This window comes from Bradyrhizobium sp. BR2003 (assembly GCF_009720285.1).
In the GTDB taxonomy this organism is placed as follows: Bacteria; Pseudomonadota; Alphaproteobacteria; order Rhizobiales; family Xanthobacteraceae; genus Bradyrhizobium; species Bradyrhizobium elkanii.
In genome coordinates, this window is the sequence record NZ_SMYJ01000034.1 from 35,827 (window position 1) to 62,240 (window position 26,414).

Here is a 26,414-nt window from a genome sequence, read left to right on the forward strand (position 1 = left end):
GTCGTGATGCACAACACGAGCAAGATTCGTGCCTGCGCGCGTCACGATTTGCTGGGGAGATGACTCGGCGTGTACTGATCCTTGTCGTTCTTCTTGGTGAGGTCGCAGCCGATCTCGCCAAGCCAGTACGGCTGGATCGTCCCGTAGTCCTTCTCCACCGTCACCTCATGCTTGGGCCCGACCGAGATCAGGCGCATGCGGTGCGACGTATGCTGGCTCTTCGGGTCGATGCAGACCTTGCCCTCGGGAGCGTCGATGCAGGCATCACCCGTCGCGATCACCTTGCGCATGTCCTCGAGCTTGGTCGACTTCGCCTTCTCGACCAGCGTCTTGTACATGTAGAGCGCGTTGTAGGCGTTGTAGCCCATGTCGTTGATGTAAAGCTCATCGGGGAATTTGGCGTGCCAGCGCTTCTTGAAATCGTTGGCTTCGGGCGTATCGATCTCCTCGAACCAGTTCGCGGTCGCATGCATGTTGTTGAGCGCCGGCGGCTTGAACCGTTTGTGCTCGAAGCCGAGCATGATCTTGATCGAAGAGCCCATCGGCAAATTGAGGTTGGCCGCAGCCGCCTGCTCGAAGAACGAGTCTTGCGCCGCGCCGACATTGATCGTCAGCAACCAGTCCGGCTTCGCCTTCTGGATGTTCTGGATCGTCTGCGCGAACTGCGACACGCCGAGCGGGATGAATTCCTCTCCCACGACCTCGCCGCCGAGGTCTTTCATGATCTTGCGGTTCCACTCCGCGGAGATCTGGCCGAAATTGTAGTCGGCCGCGATGACATAGACCTTCTTGCCGAACTTCTGGACCATCCAGGGGATCAGGGTCGAGAACTGCTGCTCCGGCACCGCGCCCATACTGATCATGCTGGCGTCGCAGACACCGCCTTCATACTGGTTCGTATAGAAGTACGGCGTGGTGGTGCGATCGACGATCGGGCGCAACGCCTCGCGCGACGCAGAAGTGATGCCGCCGATCAGCACGTCGACCTTGTCACGATTGAGCAGCCGGCGGCCGAACTCCTGATAGCGGGCATTGTCACCCTGGGGATCAAGGTGAATCAACTCGATCTGCCGGCCGAGAATGCCGCCGCTCTTGTTGATCTCCTCGACCGCCAGCTGCGAGCCGTGCAGCTTCGGCATACCCATGAAGGCGAGATCGCCGGAGATGTCTTCCAGCAAGCCGACCTTCAGCGGCGGTTCTGCCGCCTGGGCGGCACCTATTGCTGCGGTCCCGAGCATTGCACCAAGCAAAGCCATTCCGACTATACGCCCCGAATACATCGCGATGTCCTCTGTCGTTGAAGGATGTTTGAAGTCACGCCTTGAGGTAATTCTTCAGGATCGACGCCCCCATCGTGTATTTGGGGTCGACCATGTTGCCGAGCCGCATGCGGCCGGCCTGGCTGAGCAGCATGTAGGCGTCGATTTCATCGAAGCCGTAATCGGCGCTCATCCAGCGCACGAGCTCGCGATAGGCGATGCGCGCAGCGTCTTCGAGCGGGCGTGCGCTGCCGATCGTCATGATGAAGTCGCGCGTCTCGAGCCGCGGCCAGGCGAAGCTCCAGTTCTTGATCAGATCGATCTGCAAAGTGACAGTCGCGCGCTGCTCCAGCGCGACGCCCGAGAGCTCGCCGTCGCCCTGTGTGGCGTGGCAGTCGCCGACATAGAGCAGCCCGCCTTCGGCATGCACCGGCAGATAGATAATCGCGCCCGGTGCGACGTCGGGCAGGTCCATGTTGCCGCCGTGATAATCGGGCTGCAGCGAGGAGATCGCCTCGATCTCCGGCGAGACGCCGATCGTGCCGATGAACGGCTCATAGGGCAGCGTGATCTTGTCGTTCCAGCGCACGCCGTTGCGGTCGACATGCAGCTTCTTGACGCGTTCCGGCAGCGGCGGATTGAGCAGCGCCGTGGATGCGGTCCCGACCAGGCCGCCGAATTCCGGAATGATGCAGGTCGTTCCGGCCGGCTGCGCGCCGCGGGTCTCGACGTCGCGGATATAGACGGCGAGGCAATCGCCCTTCCTGGCGCCCTTGACCGCGATCGGCCCGCATTGCGGATTCAGATAGGGGAAGTTCAGCTTCGCCGTGGGGCTGTCGCTTTCGCTGGTGAGCACGCCGCCGAAGGCGTCTTCGGTCTCGACAACGACGACCCCGCCCGGATCGATCGACAGGGTCGGCTTGGCATAGGGCCCATAGACGTAATGGAAGCCGCCCTGCTGCTCGATCGTCAGGCTATGGGTCGTACCGGTCGCGCCCTTGGCAAGGGCGCGCTTGGCCATGATGGAACTCTTCAACCAATCTTCGGACATGCGAACGGCTCCTCGATTCAGATCGCGGGATGGCGCTTGTGCCAGTCGGTGACGCGCTGGAAGGCATCGCCCGCGCGAACGAGGCTTGCTTCGTCGAAATGACGGCCGACGAACTGGAAGGCGACCGGCCCGCCGTTCGGCGCGAAGCCGCCGGGAAGCGTCACGGTCGGGCTGCCGGTCATGTCGAACGGACAGGTGAAGCGCAGCAGCCCGGTAATCAGCGACGGATCCTCACCCAGCGCCGCCATCTTGGCCAATGTCGGCGCAGCGAACGCCTGGGCCGGAACGGCGATCAGATCGACCGTCTCGAACAACAGCCGCACCGCGCCGCGGAATGCTTCGCGCCGCAGCACGATCTTCTGATAGTTCATGCCGGATTGCGCCCGGCCGAGGTCGAGCAGGCCGGCGAGCGCCGGACCATATTCATCCTTGCGGGCCGGATAGGTCTCTTCATGCGCGACCGCCACTTCGATGCCGCACAGCGGGAACCAATCCTCGATCACGGCCTTCGGATCAGGAAACGTGATGTCCTTGATCTTCGCACCCAGATCGGCGGCAACGCGCAGCCCTTCGCTGAGCACCTTACCGGCGGCCTCGTCCGTGCCCTCGCTGGTCCAGCGCCGATCGACCCCGATGGTCATGCCGCGCAAATCGCCGGACAGGCCGGCGAGATAGTTCGGCACCGGCAGCGGCACGGAGGTGGTGTCCTTGGGATCCTGGCCCGCGATCACGGCGAGGATCGCGCCGCAATCGGCCGCGCTGCGCGCCATCGGCCCGATGTGATCGAGCGTCGCCGCGAGTTCGAACGCGCCATAACGGCTCACACGTCCCCAGGTTGGCTTCAGCCCGGTGATGCCGTTGGCGGCCGACGGAAAGCGGATCGAGCCGCCCGTATCGGTGCCAAGCGAACCGAAGCAAAGCCCCGCGGCGGTGGCGACGCCGGAACCGCTCGACGATGCGCCCGACCACAAGTCCGCATTCCACGGATTCTTCGGCGGATCGATCTTCGGGTGGTGGTCGGCATAGGCGCCCTCGGTCTGCTGCAGCTTGCCGAGGATGATTGCGCCGGCATCCTTCAGCCGCGCGACGACCGTGGCGTCCTCGCTCGGCCGGAAGTCGCGATGGATCGTCATGCCATGCGCGGCTGGCGCGCCCTTCGCCCAGCACAGATCCTTGACGGCGATCGGCACGCCGTGCAGCGGTCCCTTGATCTTGCCGGACGCGATGTCCTTCTCGGCTGCCGCCGCCTCGGCCAGCGCCGCCTCGCCCATCACATAGGCGTAGCTCTTGAGCTTGCCGTCGAGCTGCTCGATACGTCCGAGCATCGCCTTGGTCACCTCGACCGGCGAAAGCTTTTTCGCCTGGATTTGCTGCCCGATCTCAATGAGCCCGAAATAGTGAAGATCCGTCGTCGGCATCGTTTCTCATCCCCGCACTTGACATGACGCAAGCGCAGGCACCGCCCATCACCGCGCACGCGCCTCCGGCTTGGCGGCACGGACGTGTCGCCAATTTGTTGAGCGGCAAAAGCAAAAAGCCACCCGCCCCTCCGAAACGAAGGTGACGAATGGCCCAAATGCCGCGGCTATGAACTATCGCACGGGTCCGGCGTCGAACGGAGCACTCTGCGCGGCGATCGGGACGTCATCGGCCAAATCGACGCACGCAAGGTTCGACAGGAAGCCCTGTAGGAGAAAATTCTAAGGAGGTGTGCAGCGCGTTGTCAACGAGGCTGGCTGCACAAATTTCGCGAGGTGCATGCGCAGCAAATCGGCATGACCTCTTGCACCGACCTCTGCCAAGATGATTTTCTTGATGCGTCGCGCCGCCGAAAGTACTCAATGACCAAGCCCTCCATTCCAGTTGGCATCATCTGCTCGCAGCACGGGCCCTATCAGGCCATGGGACGCGAGATCCTGAAGAGCGCCATGATGGCGGTCGACGAAATCAACAATCAGGACGAGTTCGACTTCGCAATATCTGCGCATGTCCGCGATCCCCGCGGAATCATTTCCGAGTATCACACGGTCTGCGACGACCTCATTCGCAACGTCGGCGTCGAGCACATCATCGGCTGCTACACCTCGGCCTCGCGCAAGCAGGTGCTGCCGATCGTCGAGCGCACCGACCGCCTGCTCTGGTATCCGGCGCGCTACGAGGGGTTCGAATGCTCCGACAACGTCATCTATGTCGGCGCCTCACCCAATCACAACGTACTGCCGCTGGTGCGTTACGTGCTCGATAATCTTTCGCGCGAAATCTTCTGTGTCGGCTCCAACTACGTCTGGACCTGGGAAACCAATCGCGTCACCCGCGAGCTCGTGACGGCGGCCAAAGGACGCATTCTCGCCGAACGCCTGCTCGAACTTGGTGAAAGCGCGGTCACGCACATCGTGGACGAGATCGTGCGGCGCCGGCCGCCGGTCGTCTTCAACACCCTGGTCGGCAGCTCGAGCTACGACTTCATCCGCGCCTTTCATGCGGCGACCGCCGCAGCCGGCCTCGACATCCCGATGCTGAGCTGCAGCCTGTGCGAGCCAGAGCTCAAGATCGCGGGTCCCGCATCGGCCGGATGCATCACCTCGTCGGCCTATTTCGAAAGCATTCGCCTGCCCGAGAACCGGGCCTTCGTGGCACGCTGGAAGGCGCGCTACGGCGAACACAGCAGCCCGTCGGTCGACGGGCAATCCGCCTATGTCGCGGTCTATCTGCTGGCCCGCGCGCTGCAGCGCGCCGGCACATCCAATATCGGCGAGGTGCGGCGCGCCGCGGCCGGCCACCGCTACAATTCGCCGCAAGGTCCGGTCTGGATCGACGGCAGCAACAACCACTGCGTCCTGACGCCGCGGCTGGCCGTCTCGAACGCCGAAGGACAATTTGACATCTTCTGGGAAGCTGAAGCGCCGGTCAGACCGGATCCTTACCTGACGCAGCTCGACATCGCCGCCAGCCCGGCAAGGGACGGAACGTTGCCGAATGCGCCGCATTTGCGGGTTGTGAAATGAGCAAACCGTCTTCATTTTCGCTGCGGGGGCGCAAGGCGCTCGTCGCCATCAAGGATGAGCGCGATGCCTCGATCGTCAGGAGGCAGTTCGAGCGCCTCGGGATCGAGATCGTCACATGGGAGCCCGGTGCCAATATCGACTGCCGTCCCGACGTGACGCTGATCGATGACGAGTTCCTGCCGCTCACCTCGCCGGCGCATCGGACGTCGTTTGGGCGAAGCCCGGTCATCGCCCTGCTCGGCACCGAGACGCCGAGCCGTCTGAAGCTGGTGCTCGACCTAGATCCGGCGTCATTTCTGGTGAAGCCGCTGCGCTCGGCCGGCATCTATGCCGCGCTGGTCCTGGCCTTCGAGCGAAGCGAGCGCACCAGCGAGCTGAAGCAGCAGGTGCTCAAGCTGGAGCAGCGGCTGCGATCCCGCCGCGTCGTGCTCGCCGCGGTCCTTCAGGTCATGCACACCCATGCGCTGGCCGAGCCGGCTGCCTTCGCGCTGATCCGGCGGGCTGCCATGGAACAGCGCAAGACGATCGAGGAACTCTCGGCGGAGATCACCGCAAAGGGCTCCCTGCCCCGGGCAACGGGCTAGCAGCACCCGCTATTTCTTCAGTTCCGCATAGAGCTGCATCACCCGTTGCGGCAACACCTCGATGCGCGGCACGCGGAGCGCATAGCGCTCGCCGAAAATCCGATCGAGCTGGGGAAATCTGTGCTCGCCGATGCCAAAGGCGAAGATATCGGTGCCACGCCGCCGCAGCTGCTGGGCGGCACGGCGGGCGTCCTCGACGAGATATTGCGCATCCGGCACGTCGACGTCGGACGGCTCGCCGTCGGTCAGAACCAGCAGCACCTTCCGGAATGCGCGTCGTTCCGCGAGGTAGCCCCCGGCATGGCGCAATGCCGCGCCCAGCCGGGTGGAATGGCTGCTACCAAGGCCCGCGAGACGCGCACGAACCACTGCGTCCATTGGCTCCGCAAAGCCCTTGATGCGCAGATAGCGCACGCGCTCGCGGCCATCGGAGCTGAAACCATGCACCGCGATCGCATCATTGGCGGCCTCTACCGCGGCTGCCATGATCGCGGCCGCCTTGCGTTCAACGTCGAGGACCTTCCGGCCGCGGCGGTCACGGTCGGCGGTCGATTGCGACAGATCCAGCAGCAGCAGGACGGCGAGATCGCGCGGTCCGGGCGCATCGCGCTGGTAGACCCTGGGCTCGCTGATATTGCCGGTGCGCCGCTCGATCGTCAGGGCGATCGCTGCGTCAATGTCGAGCGCGTCGCCGTCGCGCTGGCCCTTGTGTCGGATACGGCGGCCGATCGACGCGTCGCGGGTCAACTCCGTGATCCAGCGCATCGCCTCGGCGTCCGTCGAGGGATCGAAGGGCTGCGCGGAAACGGCGGCATCGGCTTCCAGAATCGTGGTCCAATCCGGCCGCTCGGTACGCGCCGCATAGTCCCATTCCGGGTAGGTCGCGACCGGAAACCCATCCAGCAGCGTCACCGCACTGGCCTTCGCGCGCAACGTCTCGTCCGGCTTGGCGTTGTCGTCGGCCGATTGGCCACCCGCATCGTCGCGCCGCTCGAACCGCACGGAATCGACGGCAAGTTCGATCGTCTCGGCCGGACTGTCCGGCTGGTCGCCGAAATCCCACAGCGCCAGATTGTCGTCGCGATAGGCGGGTTCGACGACGTAGCTCTTGGCGTTGAACTGCAACCGCATCTGCCCGATGTCGTTGCCGAGCAGGCCACCGATCTCGCGGCTGATGGCAGGATCGCGCCAACGGCCGGCGGCAGCGGCAAACAGCGTCCGCCCCTTGGTCACCCACGCATCCGGATCCTGATAATCGGGATCGATCAGCGCCCGCGCCAGCCGCATCATCAGTCCGGCTGCGGTTGCCTGGCCGGCTGGCGTCGCGCTGTGAAATGGCAGCCACAGCCGGCGCAGCCCGGGCATTTCGCGGAGCGCCAGCGTCTCGACCCGGCCATCCTCGATCAGCGAGACCAGCGCGATCTGCAGCGCCTTCAGTCGCCCCACCGGGAAGCGGGCGGTGGAATGCACCAGATGCGCGCCGGCGTGCGCGACCGCCGCGAGATAGACGGAGTCCGCTTCCTCGCTTTCGAAGCCGGGAAAGGTCTGCGGCAGACCGATGACCCCGGCGGCGAGCGAGGTCCGCCGCGGCACCGGCGTCGGTGCAACGGCAAGTTTGCGGAAACGCGGCTTCCTGTTCCACAACGCGATCGTGGTTGCAGCGAGGCGTTTCTCCAGCCGCGCGAAATCATCCCCGCTCCGGCCGGCTGCGAACAGCTGCGCCGAAAGCTGATCGTCGAGCGCGAAATAGGCACGGCGGCGCGATGCGCGACCGCCGCTCGCGCGCAAGCCAGCGGAAATCCACGCCGCAAAATCCTCGCCGCCGGCATGCGCCAGAAACTGCCCCAGCCGGCCGATCGCGAGGCCCGCCGACTCCGGCCCGACGGCTGCGAGTTGGTCGAGCGCGGCGAGAACCGTGGTGAGTTCTCCTGCACCCGCAAGCCGCGACAGCACCCTGGACAATTCGCTCAGCAACGCATGGGCGACGCGGCTTCCGGCGCTGCAGCCGATGTCCCGGACCGCGCGGCCGATCGCGATCAGATCATCGGCCGATCGCTGCGCCGGCCATTGCTCCGATAGACGCAGAAAGCCCTGCACCACGGCTTGACCGAGATTGGCCTCGAACAGGGCGTGCACGGCCTCGTCCCAGACCGGCAGGTGGTCGAACCAACCGGTTCGCTGCAGAGCGGTGCGCGCCGCCTGCACGGCCGCAGCTACATCGTCGTGGCCGCGCAAGAGCGCCGCGAGCCGACGTCCGGACCGGAAGCTATCGAGCGAACTGATTTGCGCGACCGCCACCTGCAAACGTCCACTTAGCCGCAGGCCGAGATCACGTCGCGCAACGTGTTCCTGGTGTCCGCATCATCGGTCAGGGGCACGACGATCGTGGTCTCGCAGGCCTTTTCGAGGCTGATGCCGCATCCGATCAAGCGGCCGGCATTGACCAGCATGCGGGTCGACGCGCCTTCGTCGAGCCCCTGCCCCTTCAGGTTGCGGCTATGCTGGGCGATCTTCACCAGGAGATCGGCGAGGTTCGGTTCGATGCCGGCTTCGCGCGACACCACCTCGGTCTCGACCGGCCGATCAGGATAGCCGAAATCCAGCGCCGCGAAGCGCTGCTTGGTGGATTCCTTGAGGTCCTTGATCGCGCTCTGGTAGCCCGGATTGTAGGAGATCACGAGCTGGAAGTCGGAATGGGCGTGGATCAATTCACCGCGCTTTTCCAGCGGCAGTACACGACGATCGTCGGTCAAGGGATGGATCACGACCGTCGTGTCCTGGCGCGCCTCGACGATCTCGTCGAGATAGCAGATCGCGCCAAGACGCACGGCGGTGGTGAGCGGCCCGTCGCTCCACACCGTTCCCTGTGCATCGAGCAGCCAGCGCCCCACCAGATCGGCCGCCGTCATGTCCTCGTGGCAGGCGACCGTGATCAGCGGGCGGCCGAGTCGCCACGCCATGTATTCGATGAAGCGGGTCTTGCCGCAGCCGGTGGGGCCTTTCAGCATCACCGGCATGCGATTGGCATAGGCTGCGCCGAACAGTTCGACCTCATCCTTGAGCGGCCGGTAATACGGCTCCTCCCGGATGCGGTACTGGTCGAGCAGCAGGGCAGGATTGGACAAGCTCACGCCTCCCATCATCGCGCAGGCAGCCGTTCGCAACCGGTCGATATCACGATGCGAGCAGTTCCTTGAGCTTGCTGTCGATGAAGGCGACATCGACCGGATTGGTCCCGGGCCCGCCGGCGAAGTGGCCCCAGATCGACGGTACCTGCACGAGCCTGGCATTCGGCATGTTCTCGACCTCGAACGCGCTGTCCTCCGGTGGGAAATACAGATCGGTCTGCCCCGGCATGACATAGGCCTTGGCCTTGATCGCCCTCAGCGCGGCCTTGAAGTCGCTGTTGTAGATTTCGTTGTCGCTGATATCGCCGTGCTGCCAGGTCCACAGCATGGTCAGCAGGTTGTTGGGATCCTTCGGCAGGAAGAAGCCTTCCCAGAACGCCACCAGGAAATCCTCCAGCGACGAATAGCCCAGCGTCTTGATGTCGAGCTGCTCGCGATAGAAGGCCTGCGAAAAGCCCCAGCCGGCATAGACGCGCGCGGCGGCGCGCAGGCCGCGGGCCGGCTTGTCGGTGTACCAGCCCTCCTTCCACGCAGCATCCGCGGTGAGTGCCGCCTTCACGCCCTCGAGGAACACGAAGTTGTGGCGCGAGCATTTGGCCGAGCCGCAGAACGGCGCCAGCAAGTCCATCATATCCGGATACAGCGCACCCCAATGGAACGTCTGCAACGCGCCCATCGACCAGCCGACGACGAGACGGATGTGCTTGATGCCGAATTTCTCGGTCACCAGCCGATGCTGGGCGCGCACATTGTCATAGGCCGTCACCTGCGGGAAACGCGGTCCGTTATACGGTTCCGGCGTGTTGCTCGGCGACGACGACAGCCCGTTGCCGAGCATGTTCGGAATGATGATGAAGTACTTTGCCGGATCGAGCGCCCTGCCCGGTCCGATCAGCCATTCATTGTCGTAGTGCTGACCCGAGTACCAGGTCGGATAGACGATGACGTTGTCCTTGGCCGCGTTCAGCTGGCCATAGGTCTTGTAGGCGAGCTTGCAGTCGCGAATGGTCGCGCCGCGCTGCAAGGTCAAATTGCCGAGATCATGGGTCTGATAGTCGACGCTCATTGATGCACCCTTCTTGCTTGATCGAGCTGATCGCTTACGCCGGACGCGCCACCTTTTCGGTCGGAGACTCCACCCGTGCGATCGCCCCGTACACGATGCCTGCGACCACCGCGGCGGAGATCGCAGTGGACAGTCCCGGCATCAGGTTTTCAACCGCAAAGGCACACAGCGACCCGATGCCCCAGGCGATGAACGGCTTCGCACGCCAGTCGACGTCCGCGCGCGCCTCGGCCCGCAGCAGGTATTGGTCGACCAGGATGATCGCGCCGATCGGCGGCACCAGGATGCCGAGCAGCGACAGCCACTGGATGAAGAACGCCCAGACATTGCCGGCAGCGACCAGGATGCCGAGCGCGCCGAGCACCACTGCCATCAGCCGCATGTTGGTCCCGAGAATGCGCGACCAGCCGGTGGCCGCATTGTACAGGCAGTGCGAGCAGACCGAGCCGAGATTGGCGTAGAGGAAGATGAAAGCGAGGATGCTGAGCCAGGTGAGCTGCTTGCCGTTCATGTAGCCGAACATGTTGTCGACACCGAACGGATTGGCGTTCGGCACGGCGAGCGCCGCCGTCATCACGCCGCCGACCAGCATCGCCGCCAGGTTGGCGAACGGAAATGCGCTGAACGTCGCGAACAGCGAGGCCCGCGCGCTCGGCGCCCAGCGGTTGAAGTCCGCCGTCACCGTGCCGGCGTCGATGAACAGCGCGAGCACCACCGTGAGGCCGACGCCCATCGACATGCTGGCGACGCCATTGTTGCCGGCATAGGCGAAGATCGCCCCTGACGTCGTGGTCGAGGCGGCATCGGCCGCGACCCAGAGGCCGAGTACGACAAACAGCGGCACCGACGCCAGCCCGATCCAGTGCAATCCCTTCACGCCGACAAAAGTAATCCCGATATAGAGCACGCCGGCGACGATGGTCATCGCCACGTAATTGAGGCCGTAGGTCGAGGAGATCAGCGCGCCGGTGATGCCGGTCTGCACCGCATACCAGCCGAGCAGCAGGGTCGACAGCAGGCCCGACGCCAGCACATAGCCCTTTTTTCCGAACACGATGCTGGCGATCAGCGCGAAATTCATGCCGCGCCTGGTGCCGATCAGCCCGAGCGCGCCCACATAGGCGAACATGATCAGGTTGCCGACGATCATCGCCACCAGTGCATTCTTGAACCCCATGCCCAGCACCAGCAGCGAACCGGTCATCGCGCCGGTGATGATCATCGGAAATCCCAGCCACACCATCGTGACCGAGAAGGCGCTGCGCCGGGCGCTCATCGGCACCGGCTCGTGCTCGAATTCATGGCCGAGAAGGTCGTCGATCTGCCCTTCGGTCTGATGAACCAGCCCGCTGTTCGATTGACCGCTCATGATGTCCCCCCTGTTTCCTCCGCGAGGAAGTGTCCGCCGTTGCATCGAACCACGCCGGCGCGAAACATCGCGCCGGCGCCGATCATCGATGTCACCTAGCGATGTGCGACTTTCTGGTTCGGAATGCCCTCGATCGGACATTCATCGGTCCCGACGGTCGGACGGGTCATGGCTTCAACCATCTCCCGCGTCCCTTCGGGGTCCGTGATCCAGTTCTTGTAGAAGGTGTACGGGCAGACCGCGTGGCCGCGATCACCGTCGCCGGAGTTGATCAGGCCGGTATAGCCGCGGTGCATCAGCTTGAAGAGATGGTTCTGCGACTGCATGTTGCGGCGGGCGTCGCGGATCAGCGACACCGAGAGTTGCGCGTACTGGATGCCATTCTCCTCGGTGCCGCACTCCCCAAGGGTCCGGCCGTCGAAGCCGATGAGCGCGGAATGGCCGAAGTAGGAATAGACGCCGTCGAAGCCGGAGGCGTTGGCGACCGCCACGTAGCAGTTGTTGGCCCAGGCCATCGACTTCGAGATCTGGATCTGCTGCTCCTTGGCCGGATACATGTAGCCCTGGCAGCGGACGATCAGTTCGGCGCCGCGCATCGCGCAGTCCCGCCAGATCTCCGGATAGTTGCCGTCGTCGCAGATGATCAGGCTGATCTTCAGTCCCTTCGGCCCGTCCGAGACGTAGGTGCAATCGCCGGGATACCAGCCCTCGATCGGCACCCACGGCATGATCTTGCGGTACTTCTGGACGATCTCGCCCTTGTCGTTCATCAGGATCAGGGTGTTGTACGGCGCCTTGTTGGGATGCTCCTCGTGGCGCTCGCCGGTCAGCGAGAACACACCCCAGACCTTCGCTCTGCGGCAGGCGTCCGCGAAGATCCGGGTCTCCTCGCCCGGCACTGACGACGCGGTCTCGTACATCTCCTTGGAATCGTACATGATGCCGTGGGTCGAGTATTCCGGGAAGATCACGAGGTCCATGCCCGGCAGGCCGAGCTTCATGCCCTCGACCATCTTGGCGATGTTGCGCGCGTTATCCAGCACCTCGGCCTTGGTGTGCAGGCGCGGCATCTTGTAATTGACCACGGCAACGCCGACCGTGTCCTTGCTGCTCGATATGTCTCCATGCAACATGTCTCGACTCCCTTTTCCTGAGCGATAAGTCCCGCTACACGGCCATGTGCAGCTGGATGAGATCATCGGTGAGCTCACCGATCGTACCCTTGGCGACGACGCGTCCCTTTTCGAGCAACGCGAAGCGGTGAGACGCACGCCGCGCAAACGCGACATTCTGTTCGACCAGCACGACCGTGATTCCGCGCTCGCGATTGAGGCTGACGATCACGTCTTCGATCTGCTCGACGATGTTCGGCTGGATACCCTCCGTCGGCTCGTCCAGCAGGATGACCTTGGGCTTGGCCAGCAGCGCACGCGCGATCGCAAGCTGCTGCTGCTGGCCGCCGGAGAGATTGCCGCCGTAGCGATTGAGAAAGTCCTTGAGGACCGGAAACAGCTCGAGAACCCACTCCTCGATGCCGTTGGCCGATTTCGCGGCGAAGGTCCCGAGCGTCAGGTTTTCCCGCACAGTGAACTTCGGCAAAATCCCGCGGCCCTGCGGCACATAGGCGATACCGGCCTTGGCGCGCTGGTAGGTCCGCAGCGGCGAGATGTCGGCACCGTCGAGCGACAGCCGTCCGGTGCACCGGTCCATCAGGCCGAGGATGCTGCGCATCAGTGTGGTCTTGCCGACGCCGTTGCGGCCGAGCACCGAGAGGAATTCGCCATTGCCAACCGTCAGGTTGATGCCCTGCAGGGCGCGGCTGTTGCCGTAGAAGGCGTCGACGTCGGTCAGCTCAAGCATGGCTGATGCCTCCCGATCCGAGATAGGCGCGGCGCACTTCCGGATGCGCCTCGACTTCAGCGGCGGTGCCCTCGGCCAGCATCTGGCCCATATGCATCACCGAGATGATGTCGCCGATCGCCTTGACGAAGCCCATGTCGTGCTCGACCACGATCAGCGTGTGCTTGCCCTTCAGCCGAGCGAACAGTTCGGCGGTCTTGCGGGTTTCCTGCGCCGTCATGCCCGCGGTGGGCTCGTCCATCAGGATCAGCTCGGCGTCCTGGGCGACCAGCATGCCGATCTCCAGCCACTGGGTCTGACCGTGCGACAGATAGGCCGCCGGCCGGTCGAGCTGCTCGGTGAGCCCGACCAGTTCAGCGAGACGCTCGACATGCTCGCGCCCCGAGTTGCCGATATTCCAGCGCAGATTGCCGAAGACGCTCGTGCGCCGGGCTCGCGCCACTTCAAGGTTCTCGGAGACCGAGAGCTCGCGGAACACGCTCGGCACCTGGAACTTGCGGCCGACGCCGGCACGGGCGATTTCGTATTCCTCGAGATCCTGCAGCGCCGTTCCGTCAAAGCTCACCGTGCCGGCACTCGGCTTGACCTTGCCGCAGATGATGTCCAGCGCCGTGGTCTTGCCGGCGCCGTTCGGCCCGATCAGGCAGCGCAGCTCGCCTTTGCGCACGCTCATGTTGAGTGAATTGAGCGCCTTGAAACCGTTGAAGCTGACGGAAACGTCGCGGAGATCGAGATGGGAGCTCATGTGCTGCCCTCCGTCTGGCCGACGCCCTGCGCAACGCCGCCACTCGCGGTTTGTCGTCGCAGCACGATCCAGCGCAGGGCAGCTTGCGCGAGACCGGCGAGCCCCTTCGGCAGGAACAGGACCACGAGCACGAACAGCGCGCCCATCACCAGCGTCCAGGTTTCCAGGAACGCTGCGGACTCCGACAGCGCGCCCTGCATGCCCGCCACCAGTACCGCGCCAAGGAACGCACCGACCAGGCTCTGCCGGCCGCCGACCGCGCACCACACCACGACCGAAAGCGAAAGCTGCACGCCGAGGAAGGTCGGCGAGGCAAACTCCATCACCACCGTGTAGAGCATGCCGGCAAGGCCCGCGATCGCCGCCGACAGCGCGAACACGAAGATCTGGTAGAGCGCGACGTCGTAGCCGAAGTAGCGCACCCGGCTCTCATGGTCGCGGATCGCCTGCACGATCAAGCCGGCCTTGGTTCTTGTGAAGGCGAAGGCGACAAGCAGGCTGAGCAGGACACAGCCGGCCACGAGATAGTAGGTTGCACGGCCATAGGCATCGAACGCGACGCCGAAGATCTCGAGCTGGGCGAGATCGGTGATGCCGTTGAAGCCGCCGGTGTAGCTCTGCTGGTCGATGATCACGAGATTGATCACCACCATGGTGGCGAGCGTGATGATCGAGACATAGACGCCGGTGACGCGCCCCCGGAACATGAACCAGCCGAGCGCCGCCGCGACCAGCGCCGGCACGATCAGGCCGGCGGCGATCGCGAAGGTCAGCGAGCGGAACGGCTCCCAGAACCACGGCAAATGCTGGACATTGTTCCAGACCATGAAGTCCGGCAGTCCGCTCGCTCCCGTGTGCACCGGCACGGTCTTGAGCTTGAGCGCCATTGCCATGGCGTAGGAGCCGAGCCCGAAGCTCATCGCCTGGCCGAGATTCAGGATGCCGCCGAATCCCCAGGACAGCCCGAGCGACACCGTGAGGATCCCCAGCACCAGATAACGCGCGACCTTGTTGAGCAGGAAGTCGTTGTTGAGCAGCACCGGCAGCGCGAACACCACAGCGCAGACGATCAACAGAGGTGCCAGCTGCGCGATCAGGCGCTGCAATCCGTTGGGGTTGGGAACATGCGACGGCATAGATGAGCGATCTGTCTCAGGCCCGCACGCGTGCGGTGAAAAGCCCCTCGGGGCGGAAACGGATGAGCACGACGATGGCGAGCAGCACGATCGCCTTGGCCACCGTGTCGTTCTGCAGGAAGGCGATGCCGCCGGAGAGCTCGCCGAGGATGAAGGCGCTCGCCACGGTGCCGGCGAGGCTCTGCACGCCGCCGAGCACGACCACCATGAAGGCATCGACCACATAGCCGGTGCCCATATCGGGCGACACGCTCTTCAGCGGCGACACCAGCGCGCCGGCCAGTCCCGCCAGTCCCGCGCCATAGGCGAAAGTCAGCGCATAGACCCGCTTGGCGTTGATGCCGAACGAGGCGGCGACCGAACGGTCCTGGATGATCGCGCGCAGCTTCATTCCGACTGTGGTGCGATTCATGAGCAACCAGGTCGCCACGAACAGCGCGATCGACACCACGAACAGGAACACCCGATAGGACGATACCGGGATGCCGAACACGTCCATGCTGTCGGACAGCGCCGGCGGCAGCTGCACGTAGCGCAGTTCGCTGCCGACCATCAGCCGCACCGCCTGCTGCAACATGATGCCGACGCCCCAGGTCGCAAGAATCGTGTCCAGCGGCCGGTTGTTGAGCAAGCTCAGGACATAACGCTCGATGACCCAGCCGAACGCGGCGACCACGAGGAAGATCGGCACCAGGCTCGCCAGCAGGCCGAGCCCGAGATAGGTGTGGAACACCCAGGCCGCGTAAGCGCCGAGCATCACGAACTCGCCATGGGCGAGATTGATGATGCCCATCGACCCGTAGATGATCGACAGGCCCAGCGCGACCAGCAGCAGGATCGATCCGATGCTGAGGCCGGTGACGATTTGTTCGATGAATTGGTCCACGTCGGGATCCGCTTTTCGATGTTCGTTTTGTGCGCCCTGCCCCTCCCACCCGTTCGTGCGAGAGGCCGCATTCGTTTTGGGGATGCAGGCCGCCGGCGCCGCACGCCGACGGCCTTCGTCAGCCCCCGTCGTCAGCTTTTCTCGACCAGGCCCTTCTCGGTGCATGACTGACCGGGATAGGCCGCGTAAGGCACCGGCTTCAGCCACTCCTTGGCCTCGACAAGAATCTCGAACTGTCCGTTCGACTTCGCCTGCGCGATCTTGGGCCACAGCCAGGTGTGCAGGTTCTCCGGCTCGATCCGGACCTTGCCCTGCGGTGCAATCACTTCCTGGCCCTTGACGGCGTCGCGGATGTTCGGCGGCGTGAGGTCGCTGGTCGCGAGCTTCTCGACCGCCTGCTTGAACAGGTAGGTCTGGAAGTAGCAGGCCTCCGACACGAAATGCGTCACCTTGTCGGCGCCCCAACGCTTCTTGTAGGCCTCGACGAACTTCTCGTTCTCCGGCGACTTGTGCACCATGAAGTAAGGCGCCGAGGTGAAATGACCGGCGGCCGCCTCGCCGCCCATCGCAGCGACCTCGTTCTCGGAGGTCGTCAGGCTCGCCATCGGCATCTTCTCGGGATCGAGGCCGGCCGCCTTGTACTGACGATGCAGTGCGACCACGGAATCGCCGACCACGGTGGAGAAGATCACGTTCGGCTGCGTCGAGCGGATCTTGTTGATGACGGAAGAGAATTCGGAATGACCGAGCGGCACATATTCTTCCGCCACGACCTCGCCGCCGAGCTTCTCAAGCAGCTTCTTGCAGTAGTTGTTCTCTTCCTTCGGATAGATGTAGTTGGAGCCGATCAGGTAGAACTTCTTGCCGAACTTCTTGACCAACCAGGGCACGAACTCATCCTGCTGCTGGTTCGGCACCGCGCCGGTGTAGATCACGTTCTTCGAGCACTCGCGGCCTTCATAGAGCGTCGGATACCAATAGAGATTGTTCTGCCGCTCGAACACCGGGAGCACCGCCTTGCGGCTTGCCGAGGTGTAGGAGCCGAACACACTGACGCATTTGTCGCCGACGACGAGCTTGCGAGCCTTCTCCGAGAAGGTCGCCGGATCGGACGCGGGGTCCTCGACGATCGGCACGATCTTGCTGCCCTTGATGCCGCCTGCAGCATTGATCTCCTCGATGGCAAGCAGCGTCGCCTTGTTGAGCGATTCCTCGATGATCGCGGTCGTTCCCGTCAGCGAGAACAGCACGCCGACCTTGATCTCGCCGCCGGCGGCGTAAGCGAGGTCGGCGTTCTTGATCCAGATGTGCGGCAGTCCGGCGCCGGCAAACGCGCCAAGCGCCGCGGTATTCCTCAGCAAAGTCCGCCGTGAAATGCTCATCCCTAGCTCCCTTCAGGACTGAAAAAACAAAAAGCCCTCCCGATGCGCGCTTACGCGAGCATTGGGAGGGCTTTGTTGCCGGTTGTGTCGAAGGCGGCGCTGTCGCCGCCGGCCCCGCTATTGGGGCTTACTGTTGATGATCGTAGCCAAGCAGTTCGAACGAGTCAACAATCGCCGCGGCGACGGCACTTGCCGACACGCGACGATCCATCGCCTGTCGTCTGATGAAGCCATAGGCCTCGGTTTCCGGCATCTGCCGCGTCGCCATCAGGATCGCCTTGGCGCGCTCCACCGTGCGCATCGAGCGCAGATTGTCGTCGAGCTTCTCGATCTTGCTGCGGAGCCGCCGTTCGTAACCAAATTGACTGCGCGCCAGCACGAGGCTGGACAGCACTGCATTTTGCGTGAACGGCCGCGGCAGAACGGCGTTCGGCGTCGCATGACACAGCGCGTCGGCGTGCACGACCTCCGTCGCCGGCAGGATCACAACCAGCGCCGAGCGTGCATCGCCGGGAATCCATGGCAGGCGCCGCGCCAGGTCAGGAGAATATTCGCAGTACACTACGTCGGCATCGGCCGGCACGCTCTCCGGCATCGGCCAGACCTGCCGCACCCGCATCCGGAACCGCTGCAACTCGCGCAGCAACATGCCGACCTGATCGTCGACCGGCGCGACCACCACCGCCGACAGATCGGCAAGTTCCTGAACCATGGTCTTGCGTCCGCCGACGTCTCGGCTCAGCGACGGCTTACGCGACATTTCGTTCATTGGACGCTTCCTGTTTGCGTTGCACGACCATATCCGATCAGGAACGGATCCGCATGCACCGGCTCCTTCGACTGGCTGACGACATCGAACTGCCCCTGGCGGTTGGCGCGCCCGATGCGGGTCCAGAGGTCGGTATGACCCGACATTGGGTTGACGGTGACCGCACCTTGCGGTGCATCGAAGCTGGTGCCGAACACCATCGAGCGGAGCACCTCGGTGTCGAGCGAATTGACCTGCTCGAGCGCCTTCGCGAACAGATGCAGCTGGAAGTACGACGCCTCGGCGCACATGTTGGTCGAGATATCGGCGCCGAACCGCTTCTTGAAGCGCTGCACAAACGCATTGTTGGCGCTGCCCTCGACGCCCTGGAAGTACGATGCCGCCGTGACGTGTCCCTCGCCGACGTCGAAGCCCATGGCGGCGATTTCGGCTTCCGTCGTGGTCAGGCTGGCGATCGGCACCTGCTTTGGATCGAGCCCGACATTCGCGTAAGCCTGATAGAGGAACACCGTGCCCTCGCCAACGACGGTCGAGAAGATCACGTCGGGCCTGACACGCTTGATATCCTGGATGATCGGCACAAAATCCTGCCAGCGCGCATAGACATTGACATAGCGCTCGCCAACGACCGAACCGCCATTGCTCTTGAGCAGCTCCCGCATCACCCGGTTGGACTCGCGCGGATAGATGTAATCCGACCCCACGAAATAGAACCGTGTTCCGAACGTATCCATCAAATAGCGGCACAGTGCGAGGCTGTTCTGATTCGGCGATGCGCCGGTGTAGATGACGTTGGGCGACGCCTCGAAGCCTTCGTAAAGCGTCGGATACCAGAGCAGACCGTTCAGCCGTTCGACCACCGGCAGCACCGCCTTGCGGCTCGACGAGGTGTAGCAGCCGAAGATCGTGCTGACCTGATCCTCGATCATCAGCCGCTTGGCGTAATGGCCATAGGCGGCCGAGTCCGATCCGGGGTCATAGGCAACGGGAACCAGCTCGCGGCCGCAGACGCCGCCCGCTTCATTCACCTCTTCGATCGCGAGTTGCGTGCCCTGATACTGGGTCTCCTCGATCACCGACATGAAGCCGGTTCGCGAGAACAGCACTCCTATCCGCCACGGAGCGGATGTCGTTTGGGTAAGGTTCGACATGATCAGGCCCTCGACAGAATTGGAGGGACGAGAGGGATTATTGTTCTTGTTGCTCTCGAACAGCATTGCCGGCTGCGGAAGATTGCATGCCATCTGCCGCGAGACAAGGACCCTGGCCGCTCATCCTGTCAGCGAAGCTGACGCGAAACCAGGCAGATTAATGTGTCACCCGCGATGGATCACAGGCGCAGCACTCCACGGACCACCTATCTCCGGTAGCCGCAGCGCCGATTTCCCGCATCAAGGCATGTCCGGCCGGTCACCTCGCGTACATCAACCGGACGGTTGAGAGCTGCGACGAGATTGCGCCACGAACAGCTCCCGATCAGGAGGGTCCCATCAGCGCAGGCTGGGCAGATCGAGCCCGTTGGCGCGGGCGCATTCGATCGCCGTGTCATAGCCGGCGTCGGCGTGGCGCATGACGCCCGTGGCCGGATCGTTCCACAGCACGCGCTCGAGCCGGCGCGCCGCCTCCGGCGTGCCGTCCGCGACGATGACCATGCCGGCGTGCTGCGAATAGCCGATGCCGACGCCGCCACCGTGATGCAGCGACACCCAGGTTGCGCCGCTCGCGCAGTTGAGCAAGGCATTGAGCAGCGGCCAGTCGGACACGGCGTCGGAGCCGTCGCGCATCGCCTCGGTCTCGCGGTTCGGGCTCGCCACCGAGCCGCTGTCGAGATGATCGCGCCCGATCACGATCGGCGCCTTGAGCTCGCCGCGCGCCACCATCTCGTTGAAGACAAGGCCAAGCCGATGACGGTCGCCGAGCCCGACCCAGCAAATCCGCGCCGGCAGCCCCTGAAACTTGATGCGCGCCTTGGCCATGTCGAGCCAATTGTGCAAGTGGCTGTCGTTGGGCATCAGCTCCTTGACCTTGGCATCGGTCTTGAAGATGTCCTCGGGATCGCCTGACAGCGCTGCCCAACGGAACGGTCCCACGCCGCGGCAGAACAGCGGGCGGATATAGGCCGGAACGAAACCCGGAAAATCGAACGCCTGCTTCAGGCCCATATCCTTGGCCATCTGGCGGATGTTGTTGCCATAATCGAGCGTCGGGATTCCCTGCGCGTGGAAATCCAGCATGGCCTGGACGTGATCGACCATCGAGGTCTTGGCTGCCGTCTCAACGGCCTTGGGGTCGGCCGCGCGTTTGGCTTCCCAATCGACGAGCGTCCATCCCTTGGGCAAATAGCCGTTGATCGGATCATGCGCGCTGGTCTGGTCGGTAACGATGTCGGGGCGCACGCCGCGGCGCACCAGCTCGGGAAAGATCTCGGCCGCATTGCCGAGCAGGCCGACCGACGCCGGCTTCTGGCTCTTGACCGCTTCAGCAATGATCGCCAGCGCTTCGTCAAGCGTCGTCGCCTGGCGGTCGAGATAACCCGTGCGTAGCCGCATCTCGATGCGGCTCGGCTGGCATTCGACCGCGAGCATCGAGGCGCCGGCCATGGTCGCGGCCAGTGGCTGGGCGCCGCCCATGCCGCCGAGACCTGCCGTCAGGATCCATTTGCCGGCGAGACTGCCACCATAGTGCCGGCGGCCGACCTCGACGAACGTCTCATAGGTCCCCTGCACGATTCCCTGGCTGCCGATATAGATCCATGAGCCTGCCGTCATCTGGCCGAACATCATCAGGCCTTGCCGGTCGAGTTCGTTGAAATGATCGAGCGTTGCCCAATGCGGCACCAGGTTGGAATTCGCGATCAGGACGCGTGGCGCATCCGCGTGGGTGCGAAAAATGCCGACCGGCTTGCCGGATTGCACCAGCAGCGTCTGGTCGCCTTCGAGCTTGCGCAAGGAGGCGGCAATCCGGTCAAAGCTCTCCCAGTCGCGCGCTGCGCGGCCGATGCCGCCATAGACCACGAGCTCGCTCGGGCGCTCGGCGACGTCAGGGTCCAGATTGTTCATCAGCATGCGCAGCGGCGCTTCCGTCAGCCAGCTCTTGGCGCTGATGTCGGTGCCGCGGGGTGCACGGATGATGCGTTCGTTGTCCAGTCGGCGGTTCATGACGGATGTCCCTGCTAAGCAAGTCTTCTAAGTCAGAGTCTTCTAAGTCAGAGTCTTCTAAGTCAGTCTTGGAAATGGATCGGTCGGAAGCACCGCGATCGCAGCGGCGGGCAACGCGTCGGCTTCGATCAGCGATGCGGCCCGCGCGAGATCGTCGGCCATGTAGCGGTCGGCGGCGAGCGCGGGAACGTGCTGCCGCAGCGCGGCGATGACTGCCGCGAGCGGTGCGCTGGTCGCATGCGGTGCGCGCAGCGTGATGCCCTGCGCCGCGACCAGCAGCTCGATGCCGAGGATGGCGGCGAGATTGTCGGCCATGTCCGACAGCCGGCGCGCGGCATGCGCGGCCATCGAGACGTGATCTTCCTGATTGGCGCTGGTCGGCGTCGAGTCGATCGAGCAAGGCAAGGCGCGCTGCTTGTTCTCGGCATAGAGCGCCGCCGCCGTCACCTCGGCGATCATGAATCCGGAGTTGATGCCAGGCTCGGGCGTCAGGAACGGCGGCAGGCCGAAGTTCAAGGCGGGATCGACGAGGGTCGCGATCCGGCGCTCGCTGGTCGCGCCGATCTCCGCGAGCGCCAGCGCGATCTGGTCGGCGGCGAACGCCACCGGTTCAGCGTGGAAATTACCGCCCGACACGATCTCGCCAGCCTCGACCAGGACGAGCGGATTGTCGGTGACGGCATTGGCCTCAACCGTCAGCCCGCGGGCGGCTTGCGCGAGCAGGTCGAGCACGGCGCCCGCGACCTGCGGCTGACAGCGCAGGCAATAGGGATCCTGCACGCGCTCGTCGCCTTCGAGATGCGATTGCCTGATGTCGCTGCCGTCGAGCAGCGCGGTCAGGGCCGCGGCCGCGGCAATCTGGCCGTCATGGCCACGCAGCGCTTGTATCTCGGGGCGAAACGGCACCGTCGACGCCATCGCCGCATCGACCGACAACGCGCCTGTCACCAGCGCGGCACACGCCAGGCGATGCGCACGCAGCAGGCCGGAGATGGCATAGGCGGTGGAAAACTGCGTGCCGTTGATCAGCGCGAGCCCCTCCTTGGGTCCGAGCGTCAACGGCGCGAGGCCGGCAGTCGCAAGGGCTTCGCGGCCCGGCACGACCTTGCCATCAAGGAATGCCTGCCCCTCCCCGATCATGACCGCGGTCATATGGGCGAGCGGCGCGAGATCGCCGGAGGCACCGACCGAGCCCTGCTGCGGCACCAGCGGAGTGACGCCGCGCGCCAGCATGCCCTGCAGCTGCTCGATCACGTCGCGGCGCACGCCGGATGCGCCGCGACCGAGCGAAATCACCTTCAACGCCATCATCAGTCGCACGATCGGCTCGGGCGTGCTCGGACCGACTCCGCAGCAATGCGACAGGATGAGGTTGCGCTGAAGCAGCGCGGTCTGGTCGGGCGCGATGCGTGTCGATGCCAGCTTCCCGAAGCCGGTATTGATGCCGTAGACGGGAACGTCAATACGCGCCGCCTTCGCCACGATCTCCGCGGCCGCCTCGACACGCGGCCAGCACGATGGATCGAGCACGATGGGCGCGCCGGCGAGCACGCGCGCCAGAACGTCGAGGCCGACGGTTCCAGGCGTCACGACGACAGGCGCATCCCGATCGTTCATCGTCCCCTCCACACCCGGTTGTGCAGCGGGTTGAAGCCGATGCGGTAGACCAGTTCAGCCGGACGCTCGATGTCCCAGATCGCCAGATCGCACCACTTGCCGGCCTCGAGCGTGCCGGTCTCGGCAAGGATGCCGAGCGCACGCGCGCCTTCTCGCGTCACCCCTGTGAGACATTCGGCGACCGTCATCCGGAACAGCGTTGCACCCATGTTCATCGCCAGCAGGAGCGAGGTGAGCGGTGAGCTGCCCGGATTGCAATCGGTCGCCAGCGCCATGTTTACACCGTGGCTACGAAACAGCTCGACCGGCGGCTTGTGCGTCTCACGAATGAAATAGAACGCGCCGGGCAGCAGGACCGCGACGGTGCCGGCCTTCCCCATCGCCGCGGCGCCGGCTTCGTCGGTGTGCTCCAGATGATCGGCTGACAGTGCCGAAAACGTTGCGGCCAGCGCCGCGCCGCCGAGATTGGACAGCTGATCGGCATGCAGCTTGACGGGCAGTCCCAACGACCGCGCCGCCTCGAATACCCGCGCCGTCTGCTCTCCGGAAAACGCGATCCCCTCCATGAAGCCGTCGACGGCATCGGCAAGGCCGGCCTTGGCCACGGCCGGCAGCATCTCGTTGCAGACCAGATCGATGTAGCGGTTCTTGTCGCCATTGGCTTCAGGCGGCAACGCATGCGCTCCGAGGAACGACGTGCGGATCGCGACCTGCCGCAGGCGGGCGAGGCTGCGTGCCGCCGCAAGCTGCCGCATCTCGGTCTCGGCATTGAGGCCATAGCCGGACTTGATCTCGACGGTGGTTGCGCCCTCGCCGATCAGCGCATCGAGCCGCGGCAGCGCGCCGGCGACAAGCTCGGCCTCGGTCGCGCTGCGCGTCGCCGCGACGGTCGAGACGATGCCGCCGCCCGCGCGCGCGATCTCCTCGTAGCTCGCGCCTTTCAGGCGCAGCTCGAACTCGTGCGCGCGATTGCCGCCGAAGACGAGATGGGTGTGGCAATCGACCAGCCCGGGCGTGATCCAGCGGCCGGCGCAATCGATCCGCTCAACGGCGTCCGCATCCACAGGAAAATCCGACTGCACGCCGGCATAGACGATGCGGCCGTCGCGCAACGCGATCAGACCCCGCTCGACCTCGCCGAGATCGGTGCGGTCGCTGCGCATCGTGGCGAGCCGGGCGTTGTGCCAGATACGGTCGAAGCGCTCTGCCATGCGATCGTCCCCTCGATGTGGGATGCTTGACTTATATGTCTAGACATATAATCGTGTCTGGGTTCTGTCCAGCCGGCGTGGAAAAATGACACGACTGCATTTCGCATTCGCGCTGCTGCCTTCGGGCTGGGCCAATGACGTGCAGGTCGTCGTTTCCGATGGCGCGATCGCGTCGGTGACGGTGGGCGTCGCGCCTGCCGCCGGCGACGAACGTCACCAACTGGCGGTTCCGGGATTGGCGAGCCTGCACAGCCACGCCTTTCAGCGCGGCATGGCCGGCCTTGCCGAACTGCGCGGCGACACGACCGATACGTTCTGGACCTGGCGCGAGACGATGTATCGCTTCGCGCTGACCATGACGCCGGACGACGTCGTCGCCGTCGCAATCCTGCTCTACGTCGAGATGCTCGAGCGGGGCTTTACCCGCGTCGGCGAGTTCCACTATCTGCATCATGATCGGGACGGCGCGCCCTACGCCAATGCCGCCGAGATGGCCGTGCGCATCGCAGAGGCCGCCAACGCCTCCGGCATCGGACTCACGCTGCTGCCAAGTTTCTACGCCCACAGCACGTTCGGCGCCGCTGCACCGCATGCCGGGCAGCGCCGCTTCATTTGCTCGGTCGATCAGTTTGCCACGCTGATGACTGCCTCGCGTGAGGCAATCCGAGACCTACCTGGCGCCAATATCGGCATCGCTCCGCATAGCCTGCGCGCCGTGGCGCCGGATGAGCTGGCGGCGATCATCCTACTTGCCGGGGCGGACCCGATCCACATCCACGCCGCCGAACAGGTGCGCGAGGTCGAGGATTGCCTCGCCTGGTCGGGACAGCGGCCGGTGCAATGGCTGCTCGAACATGCGCCCGTCGATCAACGCTGGTGCCTGATTCACGCGACCCACATGACGGAGCAGGAAGTCACAGCGCTCGCCCGCAGCGGCGCGGTTGCCGGCCTTTGCCCCGTCACCGAAGCAAGTCTCGGCGACGGCATCTTTTCCGCGCGCGAATTCCTCGCGGCGGGCGGCCGGTTCGGCATCGGAACCGATTCCAATGTGCTGGTCGGGGTCGCCGACGAGCTGCGTCAGCTCGAATACGGCCAGCGGCTGAAGCACCGCGAGCGCAACGTGTTTTCGGGGCGTCCCGGCGCATCCACCGGCCGCGCCCTGTTCGATCACGCGCTCGCGGGCGGTGCGCAAGCTCTGGCACAGACCAAGGCCGGGCTCGCGCCCGGTGCGCGCGCCGACATCGTGTCTCTCGACACCGCGCACCCGTCCCTCGCGGGACGGTCGGGCGATGCGGTTCTCGACGGCTGGCTGTTTGCAACCGGCAGCGACGCGATCGATTGCGTCTGGGCCGGCGGCGACAGGGTCGTCGCGGGCGGACGGCACCGGTTGCGCGACAAGGCGCGCGAGCAGTTCAATGCCAGCGTGCGGAGGCTCGTCGCATGAGCCTCGCCTCCGACCAGGCCAAGCCGAATGCAGCCGGCAAGCCGACGCTCTACAAGCGCATCCGGCTCGACATAGAGACCCGGATCCTGACCGGCGAATGGCCGCCCGGGCATCGCATCCCGTTCGAGCACCAATTGATGGCGCGCTACCGCTGCTCGCGCATGACGGTGAACAAGGCGTTGTCGGAGCTGGCGCAGGCCGATTTGATCGAGCGGCGGCGCCGTGCCGGCACCTTCGTGCGCCGTCCACAGCATCTGTCGGCGGTGCTCAAGATCGCCGACATCCGCGCCGAGATCACCGCGCTCGGCCGCAGCTATGGCTATCAGCTGATTGATTGCCGGCGCCGTACCGCAACATCGGCCGATCGGGCCCGGCTCGGCATGGACAAGGCCGGCAAGGTGGTCGCGATCGCCTGCCGGCACAGCGCCGACAATGTGCCGTTCGCCGTCGAGGACAGGCTGATCGATCTCTCCACGGTTCCGGAGGCTGCCAACGCGGACTTCGCGCGCGAGCCGCCCGGCTCGTGGTTGCTGCATCATGTGCCGTGGACCGAAGCCGAGCATACGATCAGTGCCGTCGTCGCCGACGATCGCACGGCCGAGGCGCTCGACATCGCGGTCGGCGCGCCCTGCCTCGTGATCGACCGCTACACTTGGCGCAGCGCGCGCACGGTGACGGCGGTGCGGTTGCATTACCCAGGCGAGACGCATCGCCTGGTCGCCCGCTTCAAGGGAGGCTGAGGAC

22 protein-coding genes are annotated in these 26,414 nt (G+C 64.7%); 4 read left to right on the forward strand and 18 right to left on the reverse strand.

Features of this window, described 5'->3' with window-relative positions; genetic code table 11:
- Nucleotides 1-41: 41 nt before the first annotated feature.
- Genes E2I15_RS28670 through E2I15_RS28680 form a run of 3 tightly spaced genes read right to left on the reverse strand, consistent with a single transcriptional unit; the run spans nt 42 to nt 3,728 of the window.
- Entirely contained in the window at nt 42-1,256 is a 1,215-nt protein-coding gene (locus E2I15_RS28670; protein WP_137476261.1) for an urea ABC transporter substrate-binding protein, read from the reverse strand.
- A gap of 58 nt (nt 1,257-1,314) precedes the next feature.
- Nucleotides 1,315-2,310 (reverse strand): acetamidase/formamidase family protein, encoded by a 996-nt coding sequence (locus tag E2I15_RS28675; RefSeq protein ID WP_137476262.1) that lies wholly within the window; start codon nt 2,308-2,310, stop codon nt 1,315-1,317.
- 17 nt (nt 2,311-2,327) lie between these two features.
- Complete coding sequence (locus E2I15_RS28680) at nt 2,328-3,728, reverse strand: amidase (protein WP_137476263.1); 1,401 nt, start codon at nt 3,726-3,728, stop codon at nt 2,328-2,330.
- A 423-nt stretch (nt 3,729-4,151) separates the two neighbouring features.
- Between E2I15_RS28680 and E2I15_RS28685 the strand changes: the two genes are divergently transcribed.
- Both E2I15_RS28685 and E2I15_RS28690 read left to right on the forward strand, forming a co-directional pair.
- Nucleotides 4,152-5,315 (forward strand): transporter substrate-binding domain-containing protein, encoded by a 1,164-nt coding sequence (locus tag E2I15_RS28685; RefSeq protein WP_038379639.1) that lies wholly within the window; start codon nt 4,152-4,154, stop codon nt 5,313-5,315.
- Nucleotides 5,312-5,899 (forward strand): ANTAR domain-containing response regulator, encoded by a 588-nt coding sequence (locus tag E2I15_RS28690; RefSeq protein WP_137476264.1) that lies wholly within the window; start codon nt 5,312-5,314, stop codon nt 5,897-5,899. Before E2I15_RS28685 ends, E2I15_RS28690 begins: the two co-directional genes overlap by 4 nt.
- A gap of 9 nt (nt 5,900-5,908) precedes the next feature.
- Here the strand turns inward: E2I15_RS28690 and E2I15_RS39735 are convergent, their stop codons facing one another.
- The 15 genes from E2I15_RS39735 to hutI form a co-directional block, all read right to left on the reverse strand.
- Complete coding sequence (locus tag E2I15_RS39735) at nt 5,909-8,197, reverse strand: nitric oxide reductase activation protein NorD (RefSeq protein WP_137476265.1); 2,289 nt, start codon at nt 8,195-8,197, stop codon at nt 5,909-5,911.
- Nucleotides 8,198-8,211: 14 nt separating this feature from the next.
- Nucleotides 8,212-9,039: a CbbQ/NirQ/NorQ/GpvN family protein gene (locus E2I15_RS28700; RefSeq protein WP_137476266.1), complete on the reverse strand. Its 828-nt coding sequence runs from the start codon at nt 9,037-9,039 to the stop codon at nt 8,212-8,214.
- Nucleotides 9,040-9,073: 34 nt separating this feature from the next.
- Nucleotides 9,074-10,093, reverse strand: coding sequence for an alpha/beta fold hydrolase (locus E2I15_RS28705; RefSeq protein ID WP_137476267.1), 1,020 nt, complete (start codon nt 10,091-10,093; stop codon nt 9,074-9,076).
- Nucleotides 10,094-10,127: 34 nt separating this feature from the next.
- Entirely contained in the window at nt 10,128-11,462 is a 1,335-nt protein-coding gene (locus E2I15_RS28710) for a purine-cytosine permease family protein (RefSeq protein WP_137476268.1), read from the reverse strand.
- 95 nt (nt 11,463-11,557) lie between these two features.
- Nucleotides 11,558-12,595 carry an aliphatic amidase gene (locus tag E2I15_RS28715; RefSeq protein WP_137476269.1) on the reverse strand — a complete coding sequence of 346 codons (1,038 nt, stop codon included), beginning with the start codon at nt 12,593-12,595 and terminating at the stop codon, nt 11,558-11,560.
- Between the two features lie 34 nt (nt 12,596-12,629).
- Nucleotides 12,630-13,322, reverse strand: coding sequence for an urea ABC transporter ATP-binding subunit UrtE (gene urtE / locus E2I15_RS28720; protein WP_018270839.1), 693 nt, complete (start codon nt 13,320-13,322; stop codon nt 12,630-12,632).
- On the reverse strand, nt 13,315-14,067 hold the full coding sequence (urtD, locus tag E2I15_RS28725) for an urea ABC transporter ATP-binding protein UrtD (protein WP_018270838.1): 753 nt from the start codon (nt 14,065-14,067) through the stop codon (nt 13,315-13,317). Before urtD ends, urtE begins: the two co-directional genes overlap by 8 nt.
- Nucleotides 14,064-15,203, reverse strand: coding sequence for an urea ABC transporter permease subunit UrtC (urtC, locus tag E2I15_RS28730; RefSeq protein WP_137476270.1), 1,140 nt, complete (start codon nt 15,201-15,203; stop codon nt 14,064-14,066). The genes urtD and urtC overlap by 4 nt, the downstream gene beginning before the upstream one ends.
- A 16-nt stretch (nt 15,204-15,219) precedes the next feature.
- A complete protein-coding gene (gene urtB, locus E2I15_RS28735; RefSeq protein WP_092080021.1) occupies nt 15,220-16,089 on the reverse strand; it encodes an urea ABC transporter permease subunit UrtB in 870 nt (289 codons plus the stop codon).
- Nucleotides 16,090-16,220: 131 nt separating this feature from the next.
- Complete coding sequence (locus E2I15_RS28740) at nt 16,221-17,471, reverse strand: transporter substrate-binding domain-containing protein (RefSeq protein WP_057015919.1); 1,251 nt, start codon at nt 17,469-17,471, stop codon at nt 16,221-16,223.
- A gap of 127 nt (nt 17,472-17,598) precedes the next feature.
- Nucleotides 17,599-18,240: an ANTAR domain-containing response regulator gene (locus E2I15_RS28745; protein WP_137476271.1), complete on the reverse strand. Its 642-nt coding sequence runs from the start codon at nt 18,238-18,240 to the stop codon at nt 17,599-17,601.
- On the reverse strand, nt 18,237-19,391 hold the full coding sequence (locus E2I15_RS28750) for a transporter substrate-binding domain-containing protein (RefSeq protein ID WP_028331424.1): 1,155 nt from the start codon (nt 19,389-19,391) through the stop codon (nt 18,237-18,239). The genes E2I15_RS28745 and E2I15_RS28750 overlap by 4 nt, the downstream gene beginning before the upstream one ends.
- Before the next feature lie 339 nt (nt 19,392-19,730).
- The gene (hutU, locus tag E2I15_RS28755; protein ID WP_137476272.1) at nt 19,731-21,398 is read right to left on the reverse strand and encodes a urocanate hydratase; all 1,668 of its coding nucleotides are present in this window, start codon (nt 21,396-21,398) and stop codon (nt 19,731-19,733) included.
- A gap of 57 nt (nt 21,399-21,455) precedes the next feature.
- The gene (hutH, locus tag E2I15_RS28760) at nt 21,456-23,015 is read right to left on the reverse strand and encodes a histidine ammonia-lyase (protein WP_137476273.1); all 1,560 of its coding nucleotides are present in this window, start codon (nt 23,013-23,015) and stop codon (nt 21,456-21,458) included.
- Nucleotides 23,012-24,226, reverse strand: coding sequence for an imidazolonepropionase (gene hutI, locus E2I15_RS28765; RefSeq protein WP_137476274.1), 1,215 nt, complete (start codon nt 24,224-24,226; stop codon nt 23,012-23,014). The genes hutH and hutI overlap by 4 nt, the downstream gene beginning before the upstream one ends.
- Before the next feature lie 85 nt (nt 24,227-24,311).
- Here hutI and E2I15_RS28770 point away from each other — a divergent pair, with 85 nt between their 5' ends.
- On the forward strand, nt 24,312-25,670 hold the full coding sequence (locus E2I15_RS28770) for a formimidoylglutamate deiminase (protein WP_137476275.1): 1,359 nt from the start codon (nt 24,312-24,314) through the stop codon (nt 25,668-25,670).
- The gene (gene hutC, locus E2I15_RS28775) at nt 25,667-26,410 is read left to right on the forward strand and encodes a histidine utilization transcriptional repressor HutC (protein WP_137476276.1); all 744 of its coding nucleotides are present in this window, start codon (nt 25,667-25,669) and stop codon (nt 26,408-26,410) included. The genes E2I15_RS28770 and hutC overlap by 4 nt, the downstream gene beginning before the upstream one ends.
- The last annotated feature ends 4 nt before the right edge of the window (nt 26,411-26,414 follow it).